The following is a 19,402-nucleotide window of genomic DNA, read 5'->3' on the forward strand; positions in this document are numbered from 1 at the left end:
ATGACGACCGGAGCGAACACCGAGCCGAGCACCACCAGGAAGACCCGGGTGGACTTCTGGTTCGACCCCGTCTGCCCGTGGGCGTGGCTCACCTCCCGCTGGATGCTCGAGGTCGAGCGGGTCCGCGACATCGAGCTGCGGTTCCACGTGATGAGCCTGTCGGTGCTCAACGAGGGGCGGGCCGACCTGTCGGAGGACTACCGCCGGCTGCTGGAGTCGGGGTGGGGCCCGGTGCGGGTGCTGATCGCCGCGGCCCAGCGGGACGGGGAGGAGGTGCTCGCCCCGCTCTACACGGCCATGGGCACCCGATTCCACAACAAGGGGGAGCGGGACCGCCCGGCGGTGGTGGCCGCGGCGCTGGCCGAGGTCGGGCTACCCGCCGAGCTGGCCGCGGCCGCCGACTCCACCGAGTACGACGAGGCGTTGCGGGCCAGCCACCACGCCGGGATGGACCCGGTGGGCATGGACGTGGGCACGCCCGTCATCCACGTCGACGGGATCGCCTTCTTCGGTCCGGTGCTGTCCCGCATCCCGCGCGGGGAGGAGGCGGGCCGGGTCTTCGACGGTGCCCGGCTGCTCGCCGGCTACCCGCACTTCTTCGAGCTGAAGCGGACCCGGACCGAGGACCCGGTCTTCGACTGAGGTCACCGCGAGCAGGCACCGCTCCTTGTCCCGGCTGGCAGAGCTCGTGGTTGCGGACCGGGTGCGGGTGTTCGCCCGGGATCGGCCGGTCGCGGTGGCCGGCCCGCTCGAGGTTCTTTCGGCCCGGCGGCGGCCGGGTGCGATCACCAGGTGTACTCCGGGTGAAAGCCGTGCGGCCGCCGACCGGGTGCTCGCGGGTCGGCGACCGTCCGGCCTCGCTGGATCGGTGGGTGGCTGCCGGGCGGCCGGATGTGACAGGCTCAACGCAGTCTCAGCGTCGAGTGTTACAAGCCTCTGGGAGGACCCATGGCGGCACCGGTGACCACCCGCACCGACCACCTCATTGCCGGGGAGCGGGTTGCCGGCTCCACCGAGCGGATCGACGTCGTCAACCCGGCCACCGAGGAGGCCATCGCCGCCGTCCCGGCCGGCACCGCCGCCGAGGCGGGCGCCGCGGTGACGGCCGCGGCCCGCGCGTTCCCGGCGTGGGCGGCCACGCCGGTCGAGCAGCGCGTCGAGGTGGTCCGGCGGATCGGTGCGGGGCTGCGGGAACGGGCCGACGAGCTGGCCGCCACCATCACCGCCGAGGTGGGCGCGCCGATCAGCTTCGCCAGCAAGGTGCAGGTACCGAACCCGATCGGGATCGTCGACGGGGTACTGGCCGAGCTGGAGGCCGGCTTCGGCAACCCGGAGGAGATCGGCCACTCGCTGGTGGTGCGCGAGCCGGTCGGGGTCGTCGCCGCCATCACCCCGTGGAACTTCCCCCTGCAGCAGACCGTGGCCAAGGTCGTGCCGGCGCTCGCGGTCGGCTGCACGGTGGTGCTCAAGCCGAGCGAGCTGGCGCCGCTGACCGCCGGCCTGCTCGCCGACATCATCTCCGCGGCCGGGGTGCCGGCCGGCGTGTTCAACCTGGTGCACGGCACCGGCCCGGTAGTGGGTGAGGCACTGGCGGCGCACCCGAAGGTCGACATGGTGTCGTTCACCGGCTCGACGCGGGCCGGCCGGCGCGTCTCCGAACTGGGCGCGCAGACCGTGAAGCGGGTCGCGCTGGAACTGGGAGGCAAGTCCGCCAACGTGATCCTCGACGACGCCGACCTCACCAAGGCCGTCAAGCTGGGCGTGGCCTACTGCTACATGAACAACGGCGAGTCGTGCTCAGCGTGGACCAGGATGCTCGTGCCCGCCGACCGGCACGACGAGGCCGTGGAGCTGGCGGCCGCCGCCGCGGCCAAGTACGTGCCGGGCGACCCCGCCGAGCAGTCGACCCGACTCGGCCCGTTGGTGTCGGCGGCGCAACGGGACCGCGTGGTCGGCTACATCCGCAAGGGTGTCGAGGAGGGCGCGACGCTGGCGTGCGGTGGCCCGGAGGCTCCCGAGGGCCTCGAGCGCGGCTACTTCGTGCGGCCCACGGTGTTCGGCGCGGTGCGGCCGGAGATGACGATCGCGCAGGAGGAGATTTTCGGTCCGGTGCTGTCGATCCTGCCCTACCGGGACACCGACGACGCGGTTGAGATCGCCAACTCGACGATCTACGGCCTCGCCGCCGGCGTCTTCTCGGCGGACTCCGACCGTGCGATGGCCGTGGCTCGTCGCCTGCGTGCCGGCACCGTCGACATCAACGCGGCGCCGTTCAACACCAGCGCTCCGTTCGGTGGTTACAAGCAGTCCGGTAACGGACGCGAGTTCGGCCGCCACGGCCTGGCCGAGTTCACCGAGCTGAAGGCCATCCAGCGCTGAGGTACCGGATGTGACCGGGCCCGGTCGGAAGGTTCCGACCGGGCCCGGATCGTGGGGTGGGGTTTCGTGTTGCCCGCTCAGGTCATTCCCTGGTCGCGGGCTGGTGGCCGGCGACGGACTCCGTCACGAGAACGTCGCCGAGATGCGTCTTCTCACCGGGCTTGAGGTTGCAGTTCAACGTGAAGGTGCCGAGATCCGTGAGGGAGCCGTCCGCCTTCTTCGGCGTGAGCGTGGTGGCGAAGTTCGGGGTGATGTCGAACCGCGCGACACCGGGGTTGTCGGCGGTCATCGGGGGAACCGCGCCCTTGGCGGGGACGACGAGGCCACCGGTCTCGGGAACGGGAGTCCTGGGCACGGTCAGGTCGACCTCGTATTCCCGGGTGACGCCGGCGCCGTCGGTCGCCTTGACACCCGCCGTGCCGGTTCCCTCGACCGTCTTGGCCTCCAGCTGACGCAGCACGTCGGTGATGGCCTCGTGCACGGTGGCGTCCGCCTCGTAGTCCGCCACGGTGGTGGGCTGGCCCACCACCGCCGTGTCCGGCATGGTGCCGGAGATCTTCACCGGCAGATCTTGCTTGCCGATCAGGGGAAAGTCGCAGGTGTAGGTGACGGAGAGGGAGACGGGGTCGGCGGTACCGGCACCACTCGCGGTCGCCGACGCGCCCAGGAACAGGGCTGCGGCCGCGGCACCCGCGAAGAGGATCCGGAACGTGCGCATGGTCCATCCTTTCTCGGGCCGGTGCCCGGGACCGTCCCGGTGCCCGGACCCGATATCTCGGCTACGGGACCGGCCGGCCATCTGCGGTAGGCCGCAAAGAGTCGAACCAGTCCCGCCAGGCGCAGACGTTCGCATCGTGCTCCGTCAACCCGGCTGGCTGCAGACGCGAGAGGGAATTCCTCCAGACGCCAAACCTGTTGGCGGATAACGGAGGGGCGTTTGGTGTAGCGCAAAGCCGCCCGCTGTATCGATATCCGGGCAGGGTGGCGGCTAAGCGCCGCTGACTGGATTGCTGGTGGCGGCACTGTCCGGGTCCCGCGTCGACAGGTCGGGCACGAGGACCTTGCGGTGCTTTGTCAGACAGAGCTGGGGAAAGCTGGTCTTGTGTATTCCTCCGGGTAGGGGGAGCGGTGTAGCGCGTCCTCCATGGACAGCTCACCCGCGTGTACCGCAGCTACGAGGTCCGCCAGCTGTTTCAGCTCATCCCGTTGGCGGGCAACGAATGCGTTCGCTACTGGGTCGCCGTGCCCCGGGACCACGAGGCGTGTCCGCATTTCGATCACTGCGTCCAGTGTGGACGGCCATTCGGGCAGCACCGAGTCTGGTCCGATCGACGGCGGTGCTCCTTGCTCGACGAGATCGCCCGCGAAGACGACTTTGGCGTCGGGCACATGCACGACGATGTCGTTGTCCGTGTGGCCCCGCCCGAGATGGCACAACTCCACGTGGCGCCCGCCCAGATCCAGCTCGACCTGATGCGGCACGTCGTGGTTCGGCAGGACCAGGGTTGCTGCCGCGAGCCGGTCGGCCGCAACCTCCTTGCCCTGTTCGCGGTAGCACTCCACCCACTCGGCGCGCTGTTCCTCGGCTGAAGTCTCCACCGCCCGGCGGCATCGAGGATGGGCCCAGACAGCGCATGGCTGGAATGCCGATGTGCCGAAGAAGTGGTCCCAGTGGGCGTGGGTCACCACCACGCTCCAGGGCAGGGTGGTGAGATGGCGGACCGCCTCGGCCCATGCCGCGCCGTGGACGTCGTCCGTGCCGGTGTCGACCACCAGGCACCGCTCTTCGCCCACGACCAGACCGAGCGACTGGTCCAGCTCGGCACACCGGCGCACCCACACCCGGTCGTCGACTTCCACCCACCGCCCGGTGTCCACCCGCTCCTCCTAGACCACGATGCGCATCCGCAGGCCACGAGGGTCGACCTCGTCGCCGAGCACCTCGGCGGTGCCGTCCCGCCAGCGGGCTGCTGACCACGCGGCCGCGAGTGCGTCCACCGCGTCGCCCAAGCCCGGCCCGGGCGGGATGCCGGCGAGTACCGTGCCGCTGTCGACAAAGCGCCTCAGCGCCGCGAGGCGTTGCCCGATTCCACGCGTCGTGCGCTTGCCCGCAAACGCCACCGCCGGCGCCATTGCCCGGAAGCTCGACTCGGGGTGGACCTCGACCACCCGGTCCTGGTCCTGCGGCGACAGGCTGCGTTCCCAGTCGGCGATCTTCGGTACGAGGTTCCATGCCTGCCGGCTGATCGCCTTGCCCGTGGCGGCCCGAGCCGCCTCGCATGCTTCGGCGTAGCCGGGCTGCCCGAGTACGGCGCGGACCGGAGCCGGGAACACCGAGGAGCGGGCGGCTCCGAGCCGGCGGGCCGCGAGCAGATCGCACGTTCGCGCGCCCTGCTCGGCGAGACCCATGGGGATGTCCACGCCCACGGCAGCGCAGTCCGTGGTCACCGCCATTACCTCGGCGGCGGTGGGCAGGACGTGCCAGCGCACATGGCGCGGGCCAGCCACGACGGCGACCACCCAGCCACCGCGCGTCCCATCCACACCAGCAACTGTCATCGTGCCTCGAACACCCCATCGACAAGCATCGGCACCGTCCGGCTGCTGTCCAGCTGTGCCGCCAGCACGGCGTCATCGGCGAAACCGGCCTGCACCACCTCACGCCCGGACGAGCAGTTGGCGATGAGCTCGGTGAGTCGAGGCCGCGCCGCGGCAAGGGCTTCCGCGGCCAGCTCCGCCTCGGGCGACAGCGTCGTTCCAGCGTCGGCGAGGGCGGCGACCACCGCCCCGGCGCCGAGAAAATCCTCCACCGCCGGCCGCAGTCCCTCCCGATGCCCGGCTCCCCACCGTTCCCCGGCCGGGATGACCCCGATCGGATGACCCCCGGCGATCCCCGTCGCCGCGGCACCGACAGCGCCCGCATTGCGGAGGCAGCCCGCGAGGACGACTGCGTCGGTCTCGGCTGCCGCTGCCGACAACGTGGCCCCATTGGGGGAGGGCACCGCCAACATCGCCCGGTTCGGCAAGTCAGGCAACCGGGAGGGGCGGGCGGGCCACCCGTTCTCGGCGACGCCGAGAACCGCTTTGCGCTGGTGGGCCTCGCCACGAGCGCGTTCGTCACGCCATCGCAGCGGCAGCACCTTGCTACCGCGCGCCACCACGAGGTCCACAGTCGTGCTGAAAGTCAGCACATCGACCACAACCAAGACGCCACAGGAACGGCCGAGAACCTCGACGCCCTCCCGCCCCCACTCCAGCCGCACGTCGTACCCGGCCTGATCGCTCATCCGGCCGATGCTGCCCGGGCGTACCGCGACCCACCACTCGATTTCCCCGCCCACTGTGGGGGGACTGAGCCAGAGCGAGGAGAACAACTCACCCCAGCACGCAAAGCGGCCCGCGTACTGGGAAGCACGCGGGCCGCCTCCATGCCTTACGGCGACTGGTCAGGCCACGCCCGGGTCCGACGTCTGCGGGCCGGCGGCCTGCACGTCGTCGATCCGGTACTTGCGCGCGGCCTCGGCCACCTTCGCCTTGTCGACCTCGCCCCGCCGAGCCAGCGCCGCCAGCGCGCCCACCGTGATGGACTCCGCGTCCACCAGGAAGTGCCGCCGCGCGGCCGGCCGGGTGTCGGAGAAACCGAACCCGTCGGTGCCCAGGGTGACCATGTCGGTCGGCACGTACGGCCGGATCAGGTCCGGCACCGCACGCATCCAGTCCGACACCGCCAACACCGGTCCGGACACGCCGGACAGCGCCTTGGTCACGTACGGGACACGCTGTTCGGCCTCGGGGCGCAGCAGGTTGTGCCGGTCGCACTCCACCGCCTCGCGGCGCAGCTCCGACCACGACGTCGCCGACCACACGTCGGCCCGCACGCCCCACTCCTCGGCCAGCAGCTCCCGCGCCCGCAACGCCCACGGCATCGCCACACCGGAGGCCAACAGCCGCACCCGCGGCCCGGTGCCACCCTCCGCCGGCAGGTACCGGTACAGGCCGCGCAGCAGGCCCTCCACGTCCAGCCCCTCCGGCTCGGCCGGCTGCTGGTAGGGCTCGTTGTAGATCGTGAGGTAGTAGAAGATGTCCTCGGGGTTGTCCCCGTACATCCGGCGCAGGCCGTCCTTGACGATGTGCGCCACCTCGAACGACCACGCCGGGTCGTAGGCCACCACCGCCGGGTTGGTGTGCGCCAGCAACACCGAGTGCCCGTCGTTGTGCTGCAGGCCCTCACCGGTCAGCGTGGTGCGGCCGGCGGTGGCGCCCAGCACGAAGCCCCGCGTCATCTGGTCGGCGGCCGCCCACAGCCCGTCACCGGTGCGCTGGAACCCGAACATCGAGTAGAAGATGTAGATCGGGATCATCGGCTCGCCGTGCGTGGCGTACGACGTGCCCGCGGCGGTGAAGGACGCGGTCGAGCCGGCCTCGTTGATACCCTCGTGCAGGATCTGCCCGCGCTCGCTCTCCTTGTAGGCGAGCATGAGCTTGGCGTCCACCGACGTGTAGAGCTGCCCGTGCGGGTTGTAGATCTTCTGCGTCGGGAACATGGAGTCCATGCCGAACGTCCGCGCCTCGTCCGGGATGATCGGCACCAGCCGCGGCCCGATCTCCGGGTCCTTGGCCAGGTCCTTGACCAGCCGGACGAACGCCATCGTGGTGGCGACCTCCTGCTTGCCCGAGCCACGCCGGATGACGTCGTAGACCTTGTCGCCCGGCAGCACCAGCGGCTTGCTCTTGGCCCGCCGCTCGGGCAGGTAGCCACCCAGCTGGCGACGCCGCTCGACCAGGTACTGGATCTCCGGCGAGTCCGGCCCCGGGTTGTAGTACGGCGGCCGGTACGGGTCGTGTTCCAGGTCGGCGTCGGTGACGGGGATGCGCAACGAGTCCCGGAACTGCTTGAGATCTTCCAGGTTGAACTTCTTCATCTGGTGCGTGGCGTTGCGCGCCTCGAACGTCGGGCCCAGGCCGTAGCCCTTGATCGTCTTGGCCAGGATGACCGTGGGCTGGCCGACGTGTTCGGCCGCCGCCTTGTACGCGGCGTAGACCTTGCGGTAGTCGTGCCCGCCGCGCTTGAGGTTCCAGATGTCCTGGTCGCTCATGTGCGCGACCAGCTCCTTGGTGCGCGGGTCGCGACCGAAGAAATGCTCCCGTACGTAGGAGCCGTCATTGGCCTTGTAGGTCTGGTAGTCGCCGTCCGGCGTGATGTTCATCAGGTTCACCAGCGCGCCGTCGCGGTCGGCGTGCAGCAACGCGTCCCACTCCCGGCCCCAGATGACCTTGATGACGTTCCAGCCGGCGCCGCGGAAGAACGCCTCCAGCTCCTGGATGATCTTGCTGTTGCCGCGGACCGGGCCGTCCAGCCGCTGCAGGTTGCAGTTGATCACGAAGGTCAGGTTGTCCAGGCCCTCGTTGGCCGCGACGTGGATCAGACCGCGCGACTCCGGCTCGTCCATCTCGCCGTCGCCCAGGAAGGCCCACACCCGCTGCGCGGAGGTGTCGCGGATACCGCGGTCCTGCAGGTACCGGTTGAACCGGGCCTGGTAGATCGCGTTCATCGGGCCCAGGCCCATGGAGACGGTCGGGAACTCCCAGAAGTCCGGCATCAGCCGCGGGTGCGGGTAGGACGGCAGGCCGCCGCCCGGCCCGGCGTGCGACAGCTCCTGGCGGAAGCCGTCGAGCTGGGACGCCGAGAGCCGGCCCTCCAGAAACGCCCGGGCGTAGATGCCGGGGGAGGCGTGCCCCTGGACGAAGATCTGGTCACCCCCGCCCGGGTGATCCTTGGCGCGGAAGAACCAGTTGAAACCAACCTCGTAGAGCGAGGCCGAGGACGCGAACGTGGAGATGTGGCCACCCACACCCACACCGGGCCGCTGCGCCCGGTGGACCATCATCGCGGCGTTCCACCGGATCCACGCGCGGTACCGCCGCTCGGTCTCCTCGTCACCGGGGAACCAGGGTTCCTGCTCGGTGGGGATCGTGTTCACGTAGTCGGTGCTGACCAGCGAGGGGACGCCGACGCGGCGTTCCCTGGCGCGCTCCAGCAACCGGAGCATCAGGTAGCGGGCGCGCTGCTGGCCGGACGCCTTCACCATCGCGTCGAAGGACTCCAGCCACTCGGCCGTCTCCTCCGGGTCGATGTCCGGGAGGTGGGCGGCCATGCCGTCGCGGATGACGCGCACCCGCTCCGGGGTGCCCGTGCCACCGGCGCCGTTGTTCTGCGGGGCCAAGGGTTCTCCTAGCCTGCGTCGTCGACTTGTGCACGGATAGGGCAGGTGCCCATCGGGTCCATCATCCCTCCTATACGCGCGCGCGATGAAAGGGACCCAGAACTTACTGACGGGTAACTGTCAATCGGCCGATCGAGGGGTGTGGCGGGCCATGTTGGGGCAACCCGTTCGGCGTGTCCATGGGTGTGCGGTTGCGCAGGTGGGCGCCGTCAGTGTTCGCTAACCGCGACCTTGTTGGACCGACAGGTGCGGCGGCGCCGTCCCGGGACGGACGAAAGCCGCCGCACTGGCGCAATTGGAGGAGTGAGAAGGCGTGGTCGCCGCGGGAGACGCCGGCAAGATCGGTGTCGCCGAGAAGCTTGGCATCGAGCCTGACATGGTGGTCCAGGAGCTCGGCTGGGACGAGGACGTCGATGACGAGGTCCGGGCCGCCGTCGAGGAGCGGTGCGGCAGCGAGCTCCTCGACGAGGACGCCCAGGACGTCATGGACGTCGTCCTGCTGTGGTGGCGGGACGGTGACGGCGACCTCGCCGACGACCTGGTGGACGCGATCGGCCCGCTGGCGGACGACGGCGTCGTGTGGGTGCTCACCCCCAAGACCGGGCGTGAGGGGTACGTCGAGCCGAGCGACATCGCCGAGGCGGCCAAGACCGCCGGGCTGTCGTCGGCCTCCCCGGTCTCGTTGTCCGAGGACTGGTCGGCCACCCGCCTGATCGGGGCCAAGGCCAAGCCGAAGTCCAAGCGCTGAGACGGCGCTCACCTCCCCGGGGCTGGCCGGCCCGGCCAGCCTCTAGGCTGGCGGGGCAGGCAGCCCGCGACGCAGTAGGAGATGCTTCCCATGCCGCTCGAGGTCGGTACCGAGGCCCCGGACTTCACGCTCCCGGACTACAACAAGCAGCAGGTGAGCCTGTCCGGCTTCCGGGGCGAGAAGAACGTTCTGCTGGTCTTCTACCCGTTCGCGTTCAGCGGGATCTGCCAGGGTGAGCTCTGCCAGGTCCGGGACGAGATCGGCGAGTTCCAGAACGACGACGTGCAGGTGCTGGGTGTGTCGGTGGACACACCGTTCAGCCTCAAGGCGTGGGCGGAGCAGCAGGGCTACACCTTCCCGCTGCTGTCGGACTTCTGGCCGCACGGCGAGGTGGCCAGGGCCTACGGTGTGTTCAACGACAAGGCCGGCATGGCCAACCGGGGTACGTTCCTGGTCGACAAGCAGGGCGTGGTGCGGTTCGCCGAGCTGAACCAGCCCGGCGAGGCCCGGGACCAGGGCGCCTGGAAGAAGGCGCTCGCGGCGCTGGCCTGACCCGAGTCGAGCCCCGTGCCGCCGGCGCGCGGTGCGGGGCGGGGGCGCATAGCTCAGCGGGAGAGCACTCGGCTTACAACCGAGGGGTCGCAGGTTCGAACCCTGCTGCGCCCACCAGCCGGGGTGGGATATATCTACTGGCACAGTGGTATATACTGGCTTGGTGAAACACCTGGTGGATCTCGACGAGGCGGCGCTCGTCGCCGCTCGGGAACGCCTGGGTACCAAGACGTTGAAAGACACGGTCAACGTCGCACTGCGCATCGCGTCGGGTCGTGATCCGGAAGGCCGTGACATCGACGCCGCGTTGGATGTCCTGGCTTCGTTCCAGTTCGAGGATCGAGACGAAGCGTGGCGTTGACGCACCTCGCTGACACGAGCGTCCTGACCAGGCTCGGCGTGGCACCAGTCCGTGCGGCCGTACGCGAACTGCTCACCGCGGGCATGCTCGGCCGGTGCGCCGTGACGGATCTGGAGCTGGGTTTCTCCGCGCGAAATGCTGCCGAGTGGGACCACCTCATGAAATCGGTCCGGCTGATCCCGCCGGTTGAGATCAAGTCCGAGGACTTCAGCCGGGCCCTCGGGGTGCAGCGTGCGTTGGCGGAGCAGGGGCTTCGGGGCAGGAAGGTCCCGGCCCTGCTGATCGCCGCTGTTGCGGAGCGCCATGGCGCTGTCCTGCTCCACTACGACCCCGACTTCGAACTGACCGCGGCGATGACCGGCCAACCGCACGAATGGGTCGTACCTCGCGGCAGCATCGACCAGCCGCAAGCCGCCGCTGGCAGGGGTGGCCACGGCCGCAACGACCTGGTGGCCGGCGAACCGGCCACCAGATCGTGAGATCCCACTGTCACCCAGCGAGTGCTTTGCGGGCGATTTCGGCGTCGGCGACGCCGACCGCGAGCGTTGTCTCCTCGTCCAGGACCGTCGGCGCGAAGAACTCGATGTTGACCCCCGCCTCGGCGAGGCGTCGGCTCACCCGGGCCAGCTCACCGGGCCGGTCGGGCATGGTCACCGTCATGCACTCCAGCGTGCGGTAGGAGATCCCCGCCTCGTCGAGCACGGCACGCGTGCCGGACTCATCGCTGGTGACCAGGCCGATGGTGCCCCGGTCGCCGCAGCACAAGCAGGCACCTGTCTTGATGTTGATCCCTTTCGCGGCGATCGCCTCGCTCACCCGCGCAACCTCGCCGGGCTGGTTCGGGCATTCGACGAGAACGACGTCCATCACGCACCTCCCGGCAGATGGGTTGTGCTGGACGTGCCCAGTCTCCCTCCCCGACCGCGGTACCGGGACCCCCTCGAAGCATGGGTCTCCGGTGGCGGCGACGCCTCGGGGTGTCCCGAAGAGTCCACACGGCACGGGCACGGAGGCCGGTTGGCCTCTAGGGTGTGGCGCCGTGCACGTGTGCTTCGTCTGTACCGGAAACATCTGCCGGTCGCCGATGGCGGCCTCGGTGTTCGGCGCCCATCTGGATCGGGCCGGGCTCGCCGACCAGGTTCGGGTGACCAGCGCCGGCACCGACGGGTGGCACGTCGGTGACACCGCCGACCCGCGGGCCGCGAAGACGCTGGCCAACCACGGGTATCCGACCGAGCACACCGCCGAGCAGGTCGGCACCGGGCACCTGGACGCCGACCTCCTCGTCGCGCTCGACCGGGGCCACGACCGGGCGCTGCGCCGGCTGGTCGCCGACCCGGACCGGGTGCGCCTGCTGCGGTCCTTCGACCCCGACGCCGACGATCACGACGTGCCCGACCCGTACTACGGCGGCCGGCAGGGCTTCACCGACGTGCTGGGCATGATCGAGGCGGCCATGCCCGGCCTGCTGGACTGGGTGCGCGGGAGGCTCGCCGCGTGACCCGGCACGCCGCGCTGCTCGAGGCGGTCGCCGGGATCACCGGCGACCGGCCGGTGGACGGTCGCCGCGTGGGTGGCGGTGACGCCAGCGAGATCTACGAGGTCCAGCTGGCCGGCGGCGACGTCGTGATCGCCAAGACGTCCCTGGCGGACCTGCCCGGCGCGATGGTCGCCGAGGCCGCCGGTCTGGACTGGCTGGGCGCCGCCGGCGCGGTCCCCGTGCCCGCGGTCCGCGGGCACGACGACAGCTGGCTGGTCATGGCGCGGGTCGAGCCCGGTCGGCCGAGCCGGGCCGCCGCCGAGCAACTGGGCCGCGACCTGGCCGCGCTGCACGCCGCCGGTGCGCCCGCCTTCGGTGCCCCACCGCCCGGTGGGCCCGCCGATGCGTGGGTCGGGCTGGCACCGATGCGCAACGAGCCCTCCGCGGACTGGCCGGAGTTCTTTGCCACCCAGCGCATCGAGCCCTACCTGCGGCGCGTGGTCGACGAGGGAACGCTGAGCGCGTCGGAGAGCAGGGAGATCGCGCGCGTGTGCGATCGGTTGCCGGAGATCGCCGGCCCGGTCGAACCCCCGGCACGCCTGCACGGGGACCTGTGGGGCGGCAACGTGCACTGGGCCGCCGATGGCCGTGCCTGGCTGGTCGACCCGGCCGCACACGGCGGCCACCGCGAGACCGACCTCGCCAGCCTGCACCTGTTCGGCTGCCCCCACTTGGACCGCGCCGTCGCCGCCTACCACGAGGTCGCGCCCCTGGCGCCCGGCTGGGCCGACCGCATCCCCCTGCACCAGCTCTTCCTGCTCCTGGTGCACGTCGTGCTGTTCGGCAGGTCCTACGCGGGGTCGGCGCTGTCCGCCGCTCGTTCCGCACTGGCCGCGGCCTGATCCCGGTGCCGGGCATCGCGGGGAGCGGAGGAAGAACACCGGGCCACCTGCGGCTTGCTTAGGTAGGCGTCCTACTGTTGTCGGGTAGTTCCCATCTCGCACTGACCAGGCCGGGCACGGCGAATCTGGGACAGATCTGGGACACCACAGCGAGGCGCCCGCCTCTCCCTAAATGAGAGGCGGGCGCCTTGGTGATCATCCGCCGCCCCGTGGCTGTGCGCGACAGGATCTGCACAGCCGGGGCAGTGCGGACAGAGTACCCGTTGATCACGGCATCATCACCGAGCTGGGCGACGACGGGCCATGATCGCCACGCCACGATGGCCGGCATGCGGATGCTGATCCTCGGCGGCTCATGGTTCCTCGGACGCGCGGTCGCTGAACAGGCGAGGGACGACGGCTGGACGGTGGCCACGTTCAGGCGGGGCCGAACCGGCGAACAACCGCCCGGCACAGTGCTCATCACGGGCGACCGCAACAACCTCACCGATCTCGACCGGGCCGCCGCCGGGCCTTGGGATGCCGTCGTCGACACCTCCGGCTACATCCCCGCCAACGTGCTCGATGTCGCGCGCGCCCTCGAACCGGTGGCCGACCGGTACGTGTTCGTCTCGACGGTGTCGGTCTACCGCGGCTGGCCGGTCGAACCGCTCGACGAGGACTCGCCGATCCTCGACACACCACACGATGCGGGCCCCGACTACGGCTACGACGGTGACCCTCGGCCCAGCCGCTACGGGTACGGCAAGGCCGGATGCGAGCGCGCCGTCCGCTGGATCTTCGGGCCGGGACGGACGGTCATCCTCCGGCCGGGCGTGATCCTCGGTCCGCGCGAGTACGTGGGCCGCACCGCGTGGTGGCTGCGCCGCCTCGCCCGCGGCGGCACCGTGCTGGCGCCCGGTGATCCTGACCGCCGGATCCAGCCGATCGACGTCCGTGACACCGCCCGCTTCGCCATCCAGGCCGCGGTGCCGGGCGGCCCCACCGGCACGTTCAACCTGGTCGGTGACGGGCATGAGACGTTCGGCGACCTTCTGGCCGCGGCGGCCCGTGCGACTCGGTCGGCGGCACGGCTGGTGTGGGCTGCGGATGAGGTGCTGCTCCGGCATCGTGTCCGGCACTGGACCGAACTCCCGCTCTGGCGCCCCTACCCCGGCACCTGGGCCGTGGGCTCCCGCAGAGCCCGACTCGCCGGGCTGACCACGCGGTCGATCACCGACACCATGCGCGACACCTGGGACTGGATGACCACCGGCGCAACACCCGTCCAGCACGGCCGGGCCGCCGAGCTGGGCATCACACCCGAGCGCGAGGCACAGATCCTCGCCGCGATCGACGGCAAGGATCAGCCGGTGATGGCCAGCCACTGACCGGCAGGGCGCACGAACTCCGTGGCCTGCTCGGTGATCCGCCGGGCCTCGAGGGACTGTCGATAGCGAGCCGTACCGAGCACGCGTGTGAGGTGGACGAGCCGGAGTCGGAGTGCCTCAGTGCGATGGTCCAGCTCCAGGGTGAACACGGGTGCCAGTGCCTCCTCGGCGCCGGCCAGATCGCCGCGAAGCGTGCGCGCCGCGGCCAGATCCACCGTCGCCCCGAGCTCACCCGGCCGCCACCGTTCCCGCTCGGCGAACAACCGCAGGGCGAGCATCGTGGCCTCCTCGGCGCGGTGGGCGTCCCGCAACGCGACATAGGCTGTGCCCGCACACAGGGCGGTTCGACTGCGGCCGAAACACAGCTCACCGCCGACCCCGTCCAGCAGCGGATCACTGCCGGCACGATCCAGCTCGTCGGCGGCCCGGCCGAGCGCCTGTTCGACCTCACCGCGTGCCCCCAGCAGCGCCAGCGCCCGCGCATTCACCGCCCACAACCGGGCACGGGCCGTGCCAGGCGGCGCCGAACGGACCGCGGCTGCCGACAGCTCTGCCGCGAGATGGGCCCTACCGGACCAGAACGTCGAGGCCACCTGCCATGCCCGTGCCCAGGCGCACAGGCTCGGCGAGTCCACCAGTGAGCCATAGCCATAGGCACCGCGGGCGTACTCCTCCGCCACGTCGAACTGACCCACGGCGGCCGCGGACGCCGAGAGCAGACCCGACACCTGACCCAGGATGAGGTAGAGCTCGGCTTGCTGCCCTGGCTTCCTCGTCCGCTCGAGCTGGTCCCTGACGGTCTGGCGGAACGTGAGCAGCTCGCGCGCGAGCGCAGCCGGGGCGGTGTGGAAATAGGCGTGCGCCAGGCGGCGGGCCTCGGCGTGCAGCTGCTCTAACGCGATCGGGTCGAGCGCCGCCGCGGTTGACATCACGTGCGCAGTCGTGTCCCGGGCGGCGGTCATCAGACGCTCCTCGTCACTGGGTGGCGGTGCCACCGGGTCCGCTGACGTCACGGGAGACCCGAGCAGCGCCTCCAGCGGCTCACCGAACAGGTGTTCGAGCACGCGCTGCTGTGCCGGGCGCGGCTCGTCCACGTCTCCGGACAGCCACCGGGTGGCCTGGCGTCGGCTCAGCGACACCGTCCCCTCTCCGCGACCCGCTTCGGTGAACCGAGCGCAGAACTCCTCGACTGACCAGCGCCGTTGCTTGACCAGTTGTGCGAGCCGGGTTCGGGGTTCGCGGCGGCGGGATGGCGGCATCTCAACCTCCCAGTGCCGCAGACGGTAGCGACACGATCACGCCAGGTCCGGCTTCTCCGGCGCAACGGCACACCAATGGCTCATCAACGGCACGCCAATGACCTCCACCCGACACGCCCCTGGTGACGACGGTGAGGGCACCCCGAAGCACTGGTTTCGGGGATGCGGCGGGGCCGGATCCACTCCCCCGACGGACCGGCTCCGCCGCGCACGATCAACACCCGAGCAGGTCGGGAGAGACCCATGGATCTGCGTGTATGGCAACCCATGTCCTCGGAGGAAGTCGAGGAGTGGAATCGGCGGATGGCGCCGTTGCGGGCCCGACGGGTCCGGGTTCGGTTGAACACGACCGTGCCGGGCACGCCGCGCCGGGTGGCGGCCGGGCGGGCCGCGTCGTGAACGAGGAGCTTGAGTTCTGGCTGGTCGTCGTTCCCGGCAGTCAGACACGGACCCAGGTGCATGCCTTCCCCGCCCCGGACCAGGATCCGCTCGTCGCACTGTGCGGGCTCGAGGTCAACCGGGCCCTGGTCGAGAAGACCAACGAGGGCATGCCGTGCGTGGCCTGCTTCATGAAGGTTGCCGATGGCCTCGCGGCCGCTGGCGCGTTCTCCGACCGGCCACCAGCACCGAACCCTCTGCTCGCCGGGTTCGACGACGACCTTCAGTAGACCCCCGCCCCCGTTGAGTACGGCACGACGGTGCCTCATCCCCGACCAGCGGGGGCGGGCCCTCGTCTCCTGTTCGACCGTCATCATCCGTAGGGAGGGCCTACGGAGATCATCGGGCTCGGCGGTCCCAGGGGATCCCGGGGCCGGCGCACCAGATGCATAGGGTGCGCCGGCACCATCGGGTTCTGACGCCAGTGCCCATGCTTCATCGCCTGATCGAATGGTCGAGACGCGGACGGGCTAACACTCACGTTCCACCGGGGGAGATACCGAACACACGACGTCAACGTTGGGAAGCACCATTGACCAATTCGCCCACCGTATGGGCCGTGACCGGTGTCGCGGCCCTGACGGTTCTACTGTTCGTAATGCTCATGGTTGCCCAACCGGAGCCCGACACCACGCCGCGAGGGGCACCCATGGCACCGGCTGTGACGTCGTCGAGTGCAACACCGTCACCGCGCGACCAGTACATCGAGTTCCTGGACACGTCGGGACAGTTCCCGGACAACGTCACCACCGACGCGCGGGGGTTGTGGCTCCGTACGGGACTGCGGGCCTGTGACCATCTTCGCCGCACGTACGGGGATGTGGGCCGGACGACACTTGCGGTCGCGGAGAGCCTCGTCGACTACAGCGGCAAGGGATGGAATGAGTCTGGCTTGGGGAATCGGGCCGTGATCGTGGTGGCGGCGGCCTCACATCACCTGTGTCCCGGTGTCGCCACCGAATGAACGGAGAGAGCGCCTGTGACTCATGAGCATGCCGCCGACTTCATAGCCGGGGCTGATCAGCGGCCACCCGGTCCCGACGGCCAGCAGATCAATTACGACCTGATCGGGGAGCTGATCGGCGCGGCCTTCGACGGGTGTACGAGCTGCCAGGATGTGGCGATCACGCTGGTGGTTGAGGACGCGGCGACGTGCGCGCGGCTAGTCGAGCTGGCCTGTGTTGCGGTAGCCGGGACGTTGGGTGGGCTGCCGGCGAACCTCACCAGCAACCGGGCGCCAGGGCTGGCGTCGCCGCACTTCCGCCGACTGGCGCGAGTCGGGTTCGACGGGCACAACCACCGCCTCTACGTCGAGTGCGCGCAGATGATCCCGTCTCGGCGACGGGATGCCGCCAACACGGCCGTTGACCTGTTGGTGGGGATCATGACCACCTGACTGGGCACTCGTAGCTGGCCATAAGAAAAGCGCCCCCGACGCTCGACCAGGAGGGGAGTCCTGGCCAGCGTCGGGGGCGTTGGAGTTGTCCACGCTCGCCGCCGGGCGTGGACGGGCCCGCCCTGGGGGTGGCGGGCGATCAGGGGATCAGTCGACCGACGGGACCGGCTTGGGTGTGGTGGGTCGGTTGCGTACGCGGTACACCACCCCGAGCGCGGCGAGGGCGGCGCCGGCGGCCGCGATCCATTCCGCCGGGGTGATTGTGCCGTCGGTGAGCGCGGTGGCCAGCGAGCCGAGTCCGGCGGCCAGGGCGCCGAGGAGGGCCTTGGCGTAGGTGGCGATCCTCACTGCTGCACTCCCGTTCTGCCGAGTCGTTCGGCGAGCTTGTCCACGATCGCGTCGGCCTGGTCGGCGTTGTCGGTCCCCAGGACCTCACGGACGACCGCGGTGAGGTCGGGTCGGAGCGCGTCGGCGACGGCGCGCGGATCGACCGGCGGCACCGCGGCGAGCTGCTGTTCAATGCGGACGAGCTTGAGGTAGCGGTCGCCAGCGTGGCGGATGCCGTCGATGCCGTGTTGCCACCACTCGTGGAGCTCGGCCAGGCGGCGGCGGTCGTCGTCGGTGAACATGTCGTCGGCCTCCGTCGCGCGGTGGTTGATCTCGGGTATCGCCTGGTAGGCCCAGTGGCCGGGGCAGGCGGTGGGGTAGACGTCCCGGTGTCCGCCGGACAGCCGCGGGGCGGTGATCCAGCCCTGGGCGTGGGCGTGGCGCAGCAGCCAGGCCACCGCGTCGATCTGCGCCTCGGTGGGCCGATCGAGGTCGTAGTTGCCGACCAGGCACACCGCCCGGCCACGGTCGTTACGGCCGGCGGTGTGGGTGCCCTGGCGGCCGATGCTGTGTCCCTCGCAGATACGGCCGTCGGGGTAGACGACCCAGGTGTAGGAGATGCCACAGCCGAAGCGGCGGTGGCCGATCTCCTCGAGCTCGCGCATCGAGATCGTGGGAGCGGTCACGGAGTGGTGAAGCCAGACTTCGGTGGCCGGGAGCGGCGCGAGTCCGCATCCGTTGGGATGCTGGGCGCCCCACGCGGATCTGGGAATGATCCGCATCTCAACCTCCTAGGACGGATTGCAGGGCGGCGAACAGGCCGGCGCCGGCGCCGCCGCCGAGGCCCGCGGCGAGGCCGGCGGCGAGCCAGAGTTTGCGTTCGATGGCCCGCAGGCGGGTTTCGTGGTCGTGGAGTGTGCGGAGTTCGGTGCGCATCTCCCGGACCTCGTCGCGGATGCCGCGGAGTTCGGCGAACAGTTGTTCGAGTGGGATGACGACGCCGTCGCGGTCGGTCATGGTCACCTCCGGTGCGGAGGGTCAGGGGGCGCGCCATTCGAGCGTGAACCAGATGTGGTTCAACGTTCCTGGGGCGGTGTCGAGGTTGGCGCCGCTGGACTGGAGAGCGTGAACACTCAACACGTCGTCGACGGCGAAACGTCTGGTCGTGCTGCAGTTAAGAAACGACGCGGTGCCGGTGTTATTGTTCGCGGCAGTGTAGCGGACGGTATTGCCGTCATCGGTGATCGCGAGGAAGCGTTCGTTGGCGGTGCCGGAGTTGAACACGATGTTGGCTGACACGAACCAGAGTCCGGCGCGTTTGAGCGTGAAATCCACGTTGCCGGTGCCGGAAACCACAACGTCGCCGGCGGAAGTGTGGTCGGCGGTGCCGTCGAATTCCACCTTGGTTTGGGTGCCCGTACTGAACGTCTGGGCGGTGGACTGCCGGGCCCGGTGCATGGGGATGGCGTAGTTGCGGTCGTCGGTGACGTCACCGGCGGCGATGGTGGTCGCTCCGGCGGCGACGTCGACCACGGCCAGACTGGTTTCCCACTGGCTGGTGTTCTGGGTCAGCGAGGGTGTGGTGGGGGATGCGGCCGGGGTGCCGGTGAGGACATCCAATTCCACCACGTTGTCCACGAAGTCATTGCGCAGAATGACGCGGTCCTTGCGAGGATCGGTGGGATCGGCGGTGGCGATGGCGAGTGTCTTCTGGCTGGTGGACTCGCCCCACTGGCTGCGGATGAAGCATTCGCCGGTCTTGACCTTGACCTGGAGTCCGCTGCTGTCGCCGAAGACTTCGAAATCGTTGGCGATGTTCCGCAGGATTCCATCCGCCCCGCTGCCCAGCATATGGCGCATGAATTTGCGCCAGGTGTCCTCGGTGACATCGGCGCCGGCGCCGGCGTCATATGGCGCGAACGTATCGAGAGAGGTGGGCATGGGAATCCCTCCGGCGAGTAGTCGT

General features: G+C 70.1%; 24 protein-coding genes and 1 tRNA gene. 14 read left to right on the forward strand and 11 right to left on the reverse strand.

What is annotated here, in order from left to right; genetic code table 11:
• Positions 1-642 carry a mycothiol-dependent nitroreductase Rv2466c family protein gene (locus IEY55_RS18430; RefSeq protein ID WP_189059524.1) on the forward strand — a complete coding sequence of 214 codons (642 nt, stop codon included), beginning with the start codon at positions 1-3 and terminating at the stop codon, positions 640-642.
• A 306-nt stretch (positions 643-948) separates the two neighbouring features.
• Entirely contained in the window at positions 949-2,379 is a 1,431-nt protein-coding gene (locus tag IEY55_RS18435) for an aldehyde dehydrogenase family protein (protein ID WP_189059526.1), read from the forward strand.
• 82 nt (positions 2,380-2,461) lie between these two features.
• On the opposite strand, the gene IEY55_RS18440 is transcribed toward IEY55_RS18435, so the two are convergent.
• The 5 genes from IEY55_RS18440 to aceE form a co-directional block, all read right to left on the reverse strand.
• Positions 2,462-3,097 (reverse strand): DUF6801 domain-containing protein, encoded by a 636-nt coding sequence (locus tag IEY55_RS18440; protein ID WP_189059528.1) that lies wholly within the window; start codon positions 3,095-3,097, stop codon positions 2,462-2,464.
• 356 nt (positions 3,098-3,453) lie between these two features.
• A complete protein-coding gene (locus IEY55_RS18445) occupies positions 3,454-4,257 on the reverse strand; it encodes an MBL fold metallo-hydrolase (RefSeq protein ID WP_189059530.1) in 804 nt (267 codons plus the stop codon).
• Positions 4,258-4,266: 9 nt separating this feature from the next.
• Entirely contained in the window at positions 4,267-4,923 is a 657-nt protein-coding gene (locus tag IEY55_RS18450; RefSeq protein ID WP_229686520.1) for a DUF429 domain-containing protein, read from the reverse strand.
• Between the two features lie 11 nt (positions 4,924-4,934).
• On the reverse strand, positions 4,935-5,666 hold the full coding sequence (locus tag IEY55_RS18455; RefSeq protein ID WP_189059534.1) for a 2-phosphosulfolactate phosphatase: 732 nt from the start codon (positions 5,664-5,666) through the stop codon (positions 4,935-4,937).
• Between the two features lie 159 nt (positions 5,667-5,825).
• Positions 5,826-8,603 carry a pyruvate dehydrogenase (acetyl-transferring), homodimeric type gene (aceE, locus tag IEY55_RS18460; protein WP_189059536.1) on the reverse strand — a complete coding sequence of 926 codons (2,778 nt, stop codon included), beginning with the start codon at positions 8,601-8,603 and terminating at the stop codon, positions 5,826-5,828.
• Between the two features lie 313 nt (positions 8,604-8,916).
• Between aceE and IEY55_RS18465 the strand changes: the two genes are divergently transcribed.
• The 5 genes from IEY55_RS18465 to IEY55_RS18485 all read left to right on the forward strand — a co-directional run bounded on the left by IEY55_RS18465 (position 8,917) and on the right by IEY55_RS18485 (position 10,743).
• Positions 8,917-9,351: a DUF3052 domain-containing protein gene (locus IEY55_RS18465; RefSeq protein WP_189059538.1), complete on the forward strand. Its 435-nt coding sequence runs from the start codon at positions 8,917-8,919 to the stop codon at positions 9,349-9,351.
• 90 nt (positions 9,352-9,441) lie between these two features.
• Complete coding sequence (locus tag IEY55_RS18470; RefSeq protein ID WP_189059539.1) at positions 9,442-9,903, forward strand: peroxiredoxin; 462 nt, start codon at positions 9,442-9,444, stop codon at positions 9,901-9,903.
• A 42-nt stretch (positions 9,904-9,945) separates the two neighbouring features.
• Positions 9,946-10,020: transfer RNA gene (locus IEY55_RS18475), tRNA-Val, on the forward strand.
• Between the two features lie 46 nt (positions 10,021-10,066).
• A complete protein-coding gene (locus tag IEY55_RS18480) occupies positions 10,067-10,264 on the forward strand; it encodes a class I SAM-dependent methyltransferase (RefSeq protein WP_189059541.1) in 198 nt (65 codons plus the stop codon).
• Positions 10,255-10,743, forward strand: a complete 489-nt coding sequence (locus tag IEY55_RS18485; protein WP_189059543.1) for a PIN domain nuclease — start codon at positions 10,255-10,257, stop codon at positions 10,741-10,743. The genes IEY55_RS18480 and IEY55_RS18485 overlap by 10 nt, the downstream gene beginning before the upstream one ends.
• Positions 10,744-10,753: 10 nt before the next feature.
• On the opposite strand, the gene IEY55_RS18490 is transcribed toward IEY55_RS18485, so the two are convergent.
• Entirely contained in the window at positions 10,754-11,131 is a 378-nt protein-coding gene (locus tag IEY55_RS18490; RefSeq protein ID WP_189059732.1) for an ACT domain-containing protein, read from the reverse strand.
• Between the two features lie 172 nt (positions 11,132-11,303).
• On the opposite strand from IEY55_RS18490, the gene IEY55_RS32125 reads away from it, so the two are divergent.
• The 3 genes from IEY55_RS32125 to IEY55_RS18505 all read left to right on the forward strand — a co-directional run bounded on the left by IEY55_RS32125 (position 11,304) and on the right by IEY55_RS18505 (position 14,016).
• A complete protein-coding gene (locus IEY55_RS32125) occupies positions 11,304-11,765 on the forward strand; it encodes a low molecular weight protein-tyrosine-phosphatase (protein ID WP_268239331.1) in 462 nt (153 codons plus the stop codon).
• On the forward strand, positions 11,762-12,646 hold the full coding sequence (locus tag IEY55_RS18500) for a fructosamine kinase family protein (RefSeq protein WP_373290029.1): 885 nt from the start codon (positions 11,762-11,764) through the stop codon (positions 12,644-12,646). Before IEY55_RS32125 ends, IEY55_RS18500 begins: the two co-directional genes overlap by 4 nt.
• A 329-nt stretch (positions 12,647-12,975) precedes the next feature.
• The gene (locus IEY55_RS18505) at positions 12,976-14,016 is read left to right on the forward strand and encodes an NAD-dependent epimerase/dehydratase family protein (RefSeq protein WP_189059547.1); all 1,041 of its coding nucleotides are present in this window, start codon (positions 12,976-12,978) and stop codon (positions 14,014-14,016) included.
• Here the strand turns inward: IEY55_RS18505 and IEY55_RS18510 are convergent.
• Entirely contained in the window at positions 13,992-15,275 is a 1,284-nt protein-coding gene (locus tag IEY55_RS18510) for an NsdA family TPR-like regulatory protein (protein ID WP_189059549.1), read from the reverse strand. The two genes, IEY55_RS18505 and IEY55_RS18510, sit on opposite strands and share 25 nt — an antisense overlap.
• Before the next feature lie 243 nt (positions 15,276-15,518).
• On the opposite strand from IEY55_RS18510, the gene IEY55_RS18515 reads away from it, so the two are divergent.
• The 4 genes from IEY55_RS18515 to IEY55_RS18530 all read left to right on the forward strand — a co-directional run bounded on the left by IEY55_RS18515 (position 15,519) and on the right by IEY55_RS18530 (position 17,109).
• Positions 15,519-15,674, forward strand: coding sequence for a hypothetical protein (locus tag IEY55_RS18515; protein WP_189059551.1), 156 nt, complete (start codon positions 15,519-15,521; stop codon positions 15,672-15,674).
• A complete protein-coding gene (locus tag IEY55_RS18520) occupies positions 15,671-15,943 on the forward strand; it encodes a hypothetical protein (RefSeq protein ID WP_189059553.1) in 273 nt (90 codons plus the stop codon). The genes IEY55_RS18515 and IEY55_RS18520 overlap by 4 nt, the downstream gene beginning before the upstream one ends.
• A gap of 329 nt (positions 15,944-16,272) precedes the next feature.
• Positions 16,273-16,677: a DUF732 domain-containing protein gene (locus tag IEY55_RS18525; protein ID WP_229686521.1), complete on the forward strand. Its 405-nt coding sequence runs from the start codon at positions 16,273-16,275 to the stop codon at positions 16,675-16,677.
• A 15-nt stretch (positions 16,678-16,692) separates the two neighbouring features.
• Positions 16,693-17,109, forward strand: a complete 417-nt coding sequence (locus IEY55_RS18530) for a hypothetical protein (RefSeq protein WP_189059556.1) — start codon at positions 16,693-16,695, stop codon at positions 17,107-17,109.
• 147 nt (positions 17,110-17,256) lie between these two features.
• On the opposite strand, the gene IEY55_RS18535 is transcribed toward IEY55_RS18530, so the two are convergent.
• Genes IEY55_RS18535 through IEY55_RS18550 form a run of 4 tightly spaced genes read right to left on the reverse strand, consistent with a single transcriptional unit; the run spans position 17,257 to position 19,377 of the window.
• On the reverse strand, positions 17,257-17,457 hold the full coding sequence (locus tag IEY55_RS18535) for a hypothetical protein (RefSeq protein WP_189059558.1): 201 nt from the start codon (positions 17,455-17,457) through the stop codon (positions 17,257-17,259).
• The gene (locus IEY55_RS18540; RefSeq protein WP_189059560.1) at positions 17,454-18,218 is read right to left on the reverse strand and encodes an N-acetylmuramoyl-L-alanine amidase; all 765 of its coding nucleotides are present in this window, start codon (positions 18,216-18,218) and stop codon (positions 17,454-17,456) included. Before IEY55_RS18540 ends, IEY55_RS18535 begins: the two co-directional genes overlap by 4 nt.
• Before the next feature lies 1 nt (position 18,219).
• Positions 18,220-18,453 (reverse strand): hypothetical protein, encoded by a 234-nt coding sequence (locus IEY55_RS18545; protein ID WP_189059562.1) that lies wholly within the window; start codon positions 18,451-18,453, stop codon positions 18,220-18,222.
• 21 nt (positions 18,454-18,474) lie between these two features.
• Positions 18,475-19,377, reverse strand: coding sequence for a hypothetical protein (locus IEY55_RS18550; RefSeq protein WP_189059564.1), 903 nt, complete (start codon positions 19,375-19,377; stop codon positions 18,475-18,477).
• Positions 19,378-19,402 lie beyond the last annotated feature (25 nt).

The organism is Longimycelium tulufanense (assembly GCF_014645795.1).
Lineage (GTDB): Bacteria > Actinomycetota > Actinomycetes > Mycobacteriales > Pseudonocardiaceae > Longimycelium > Longimycelium tulufanense.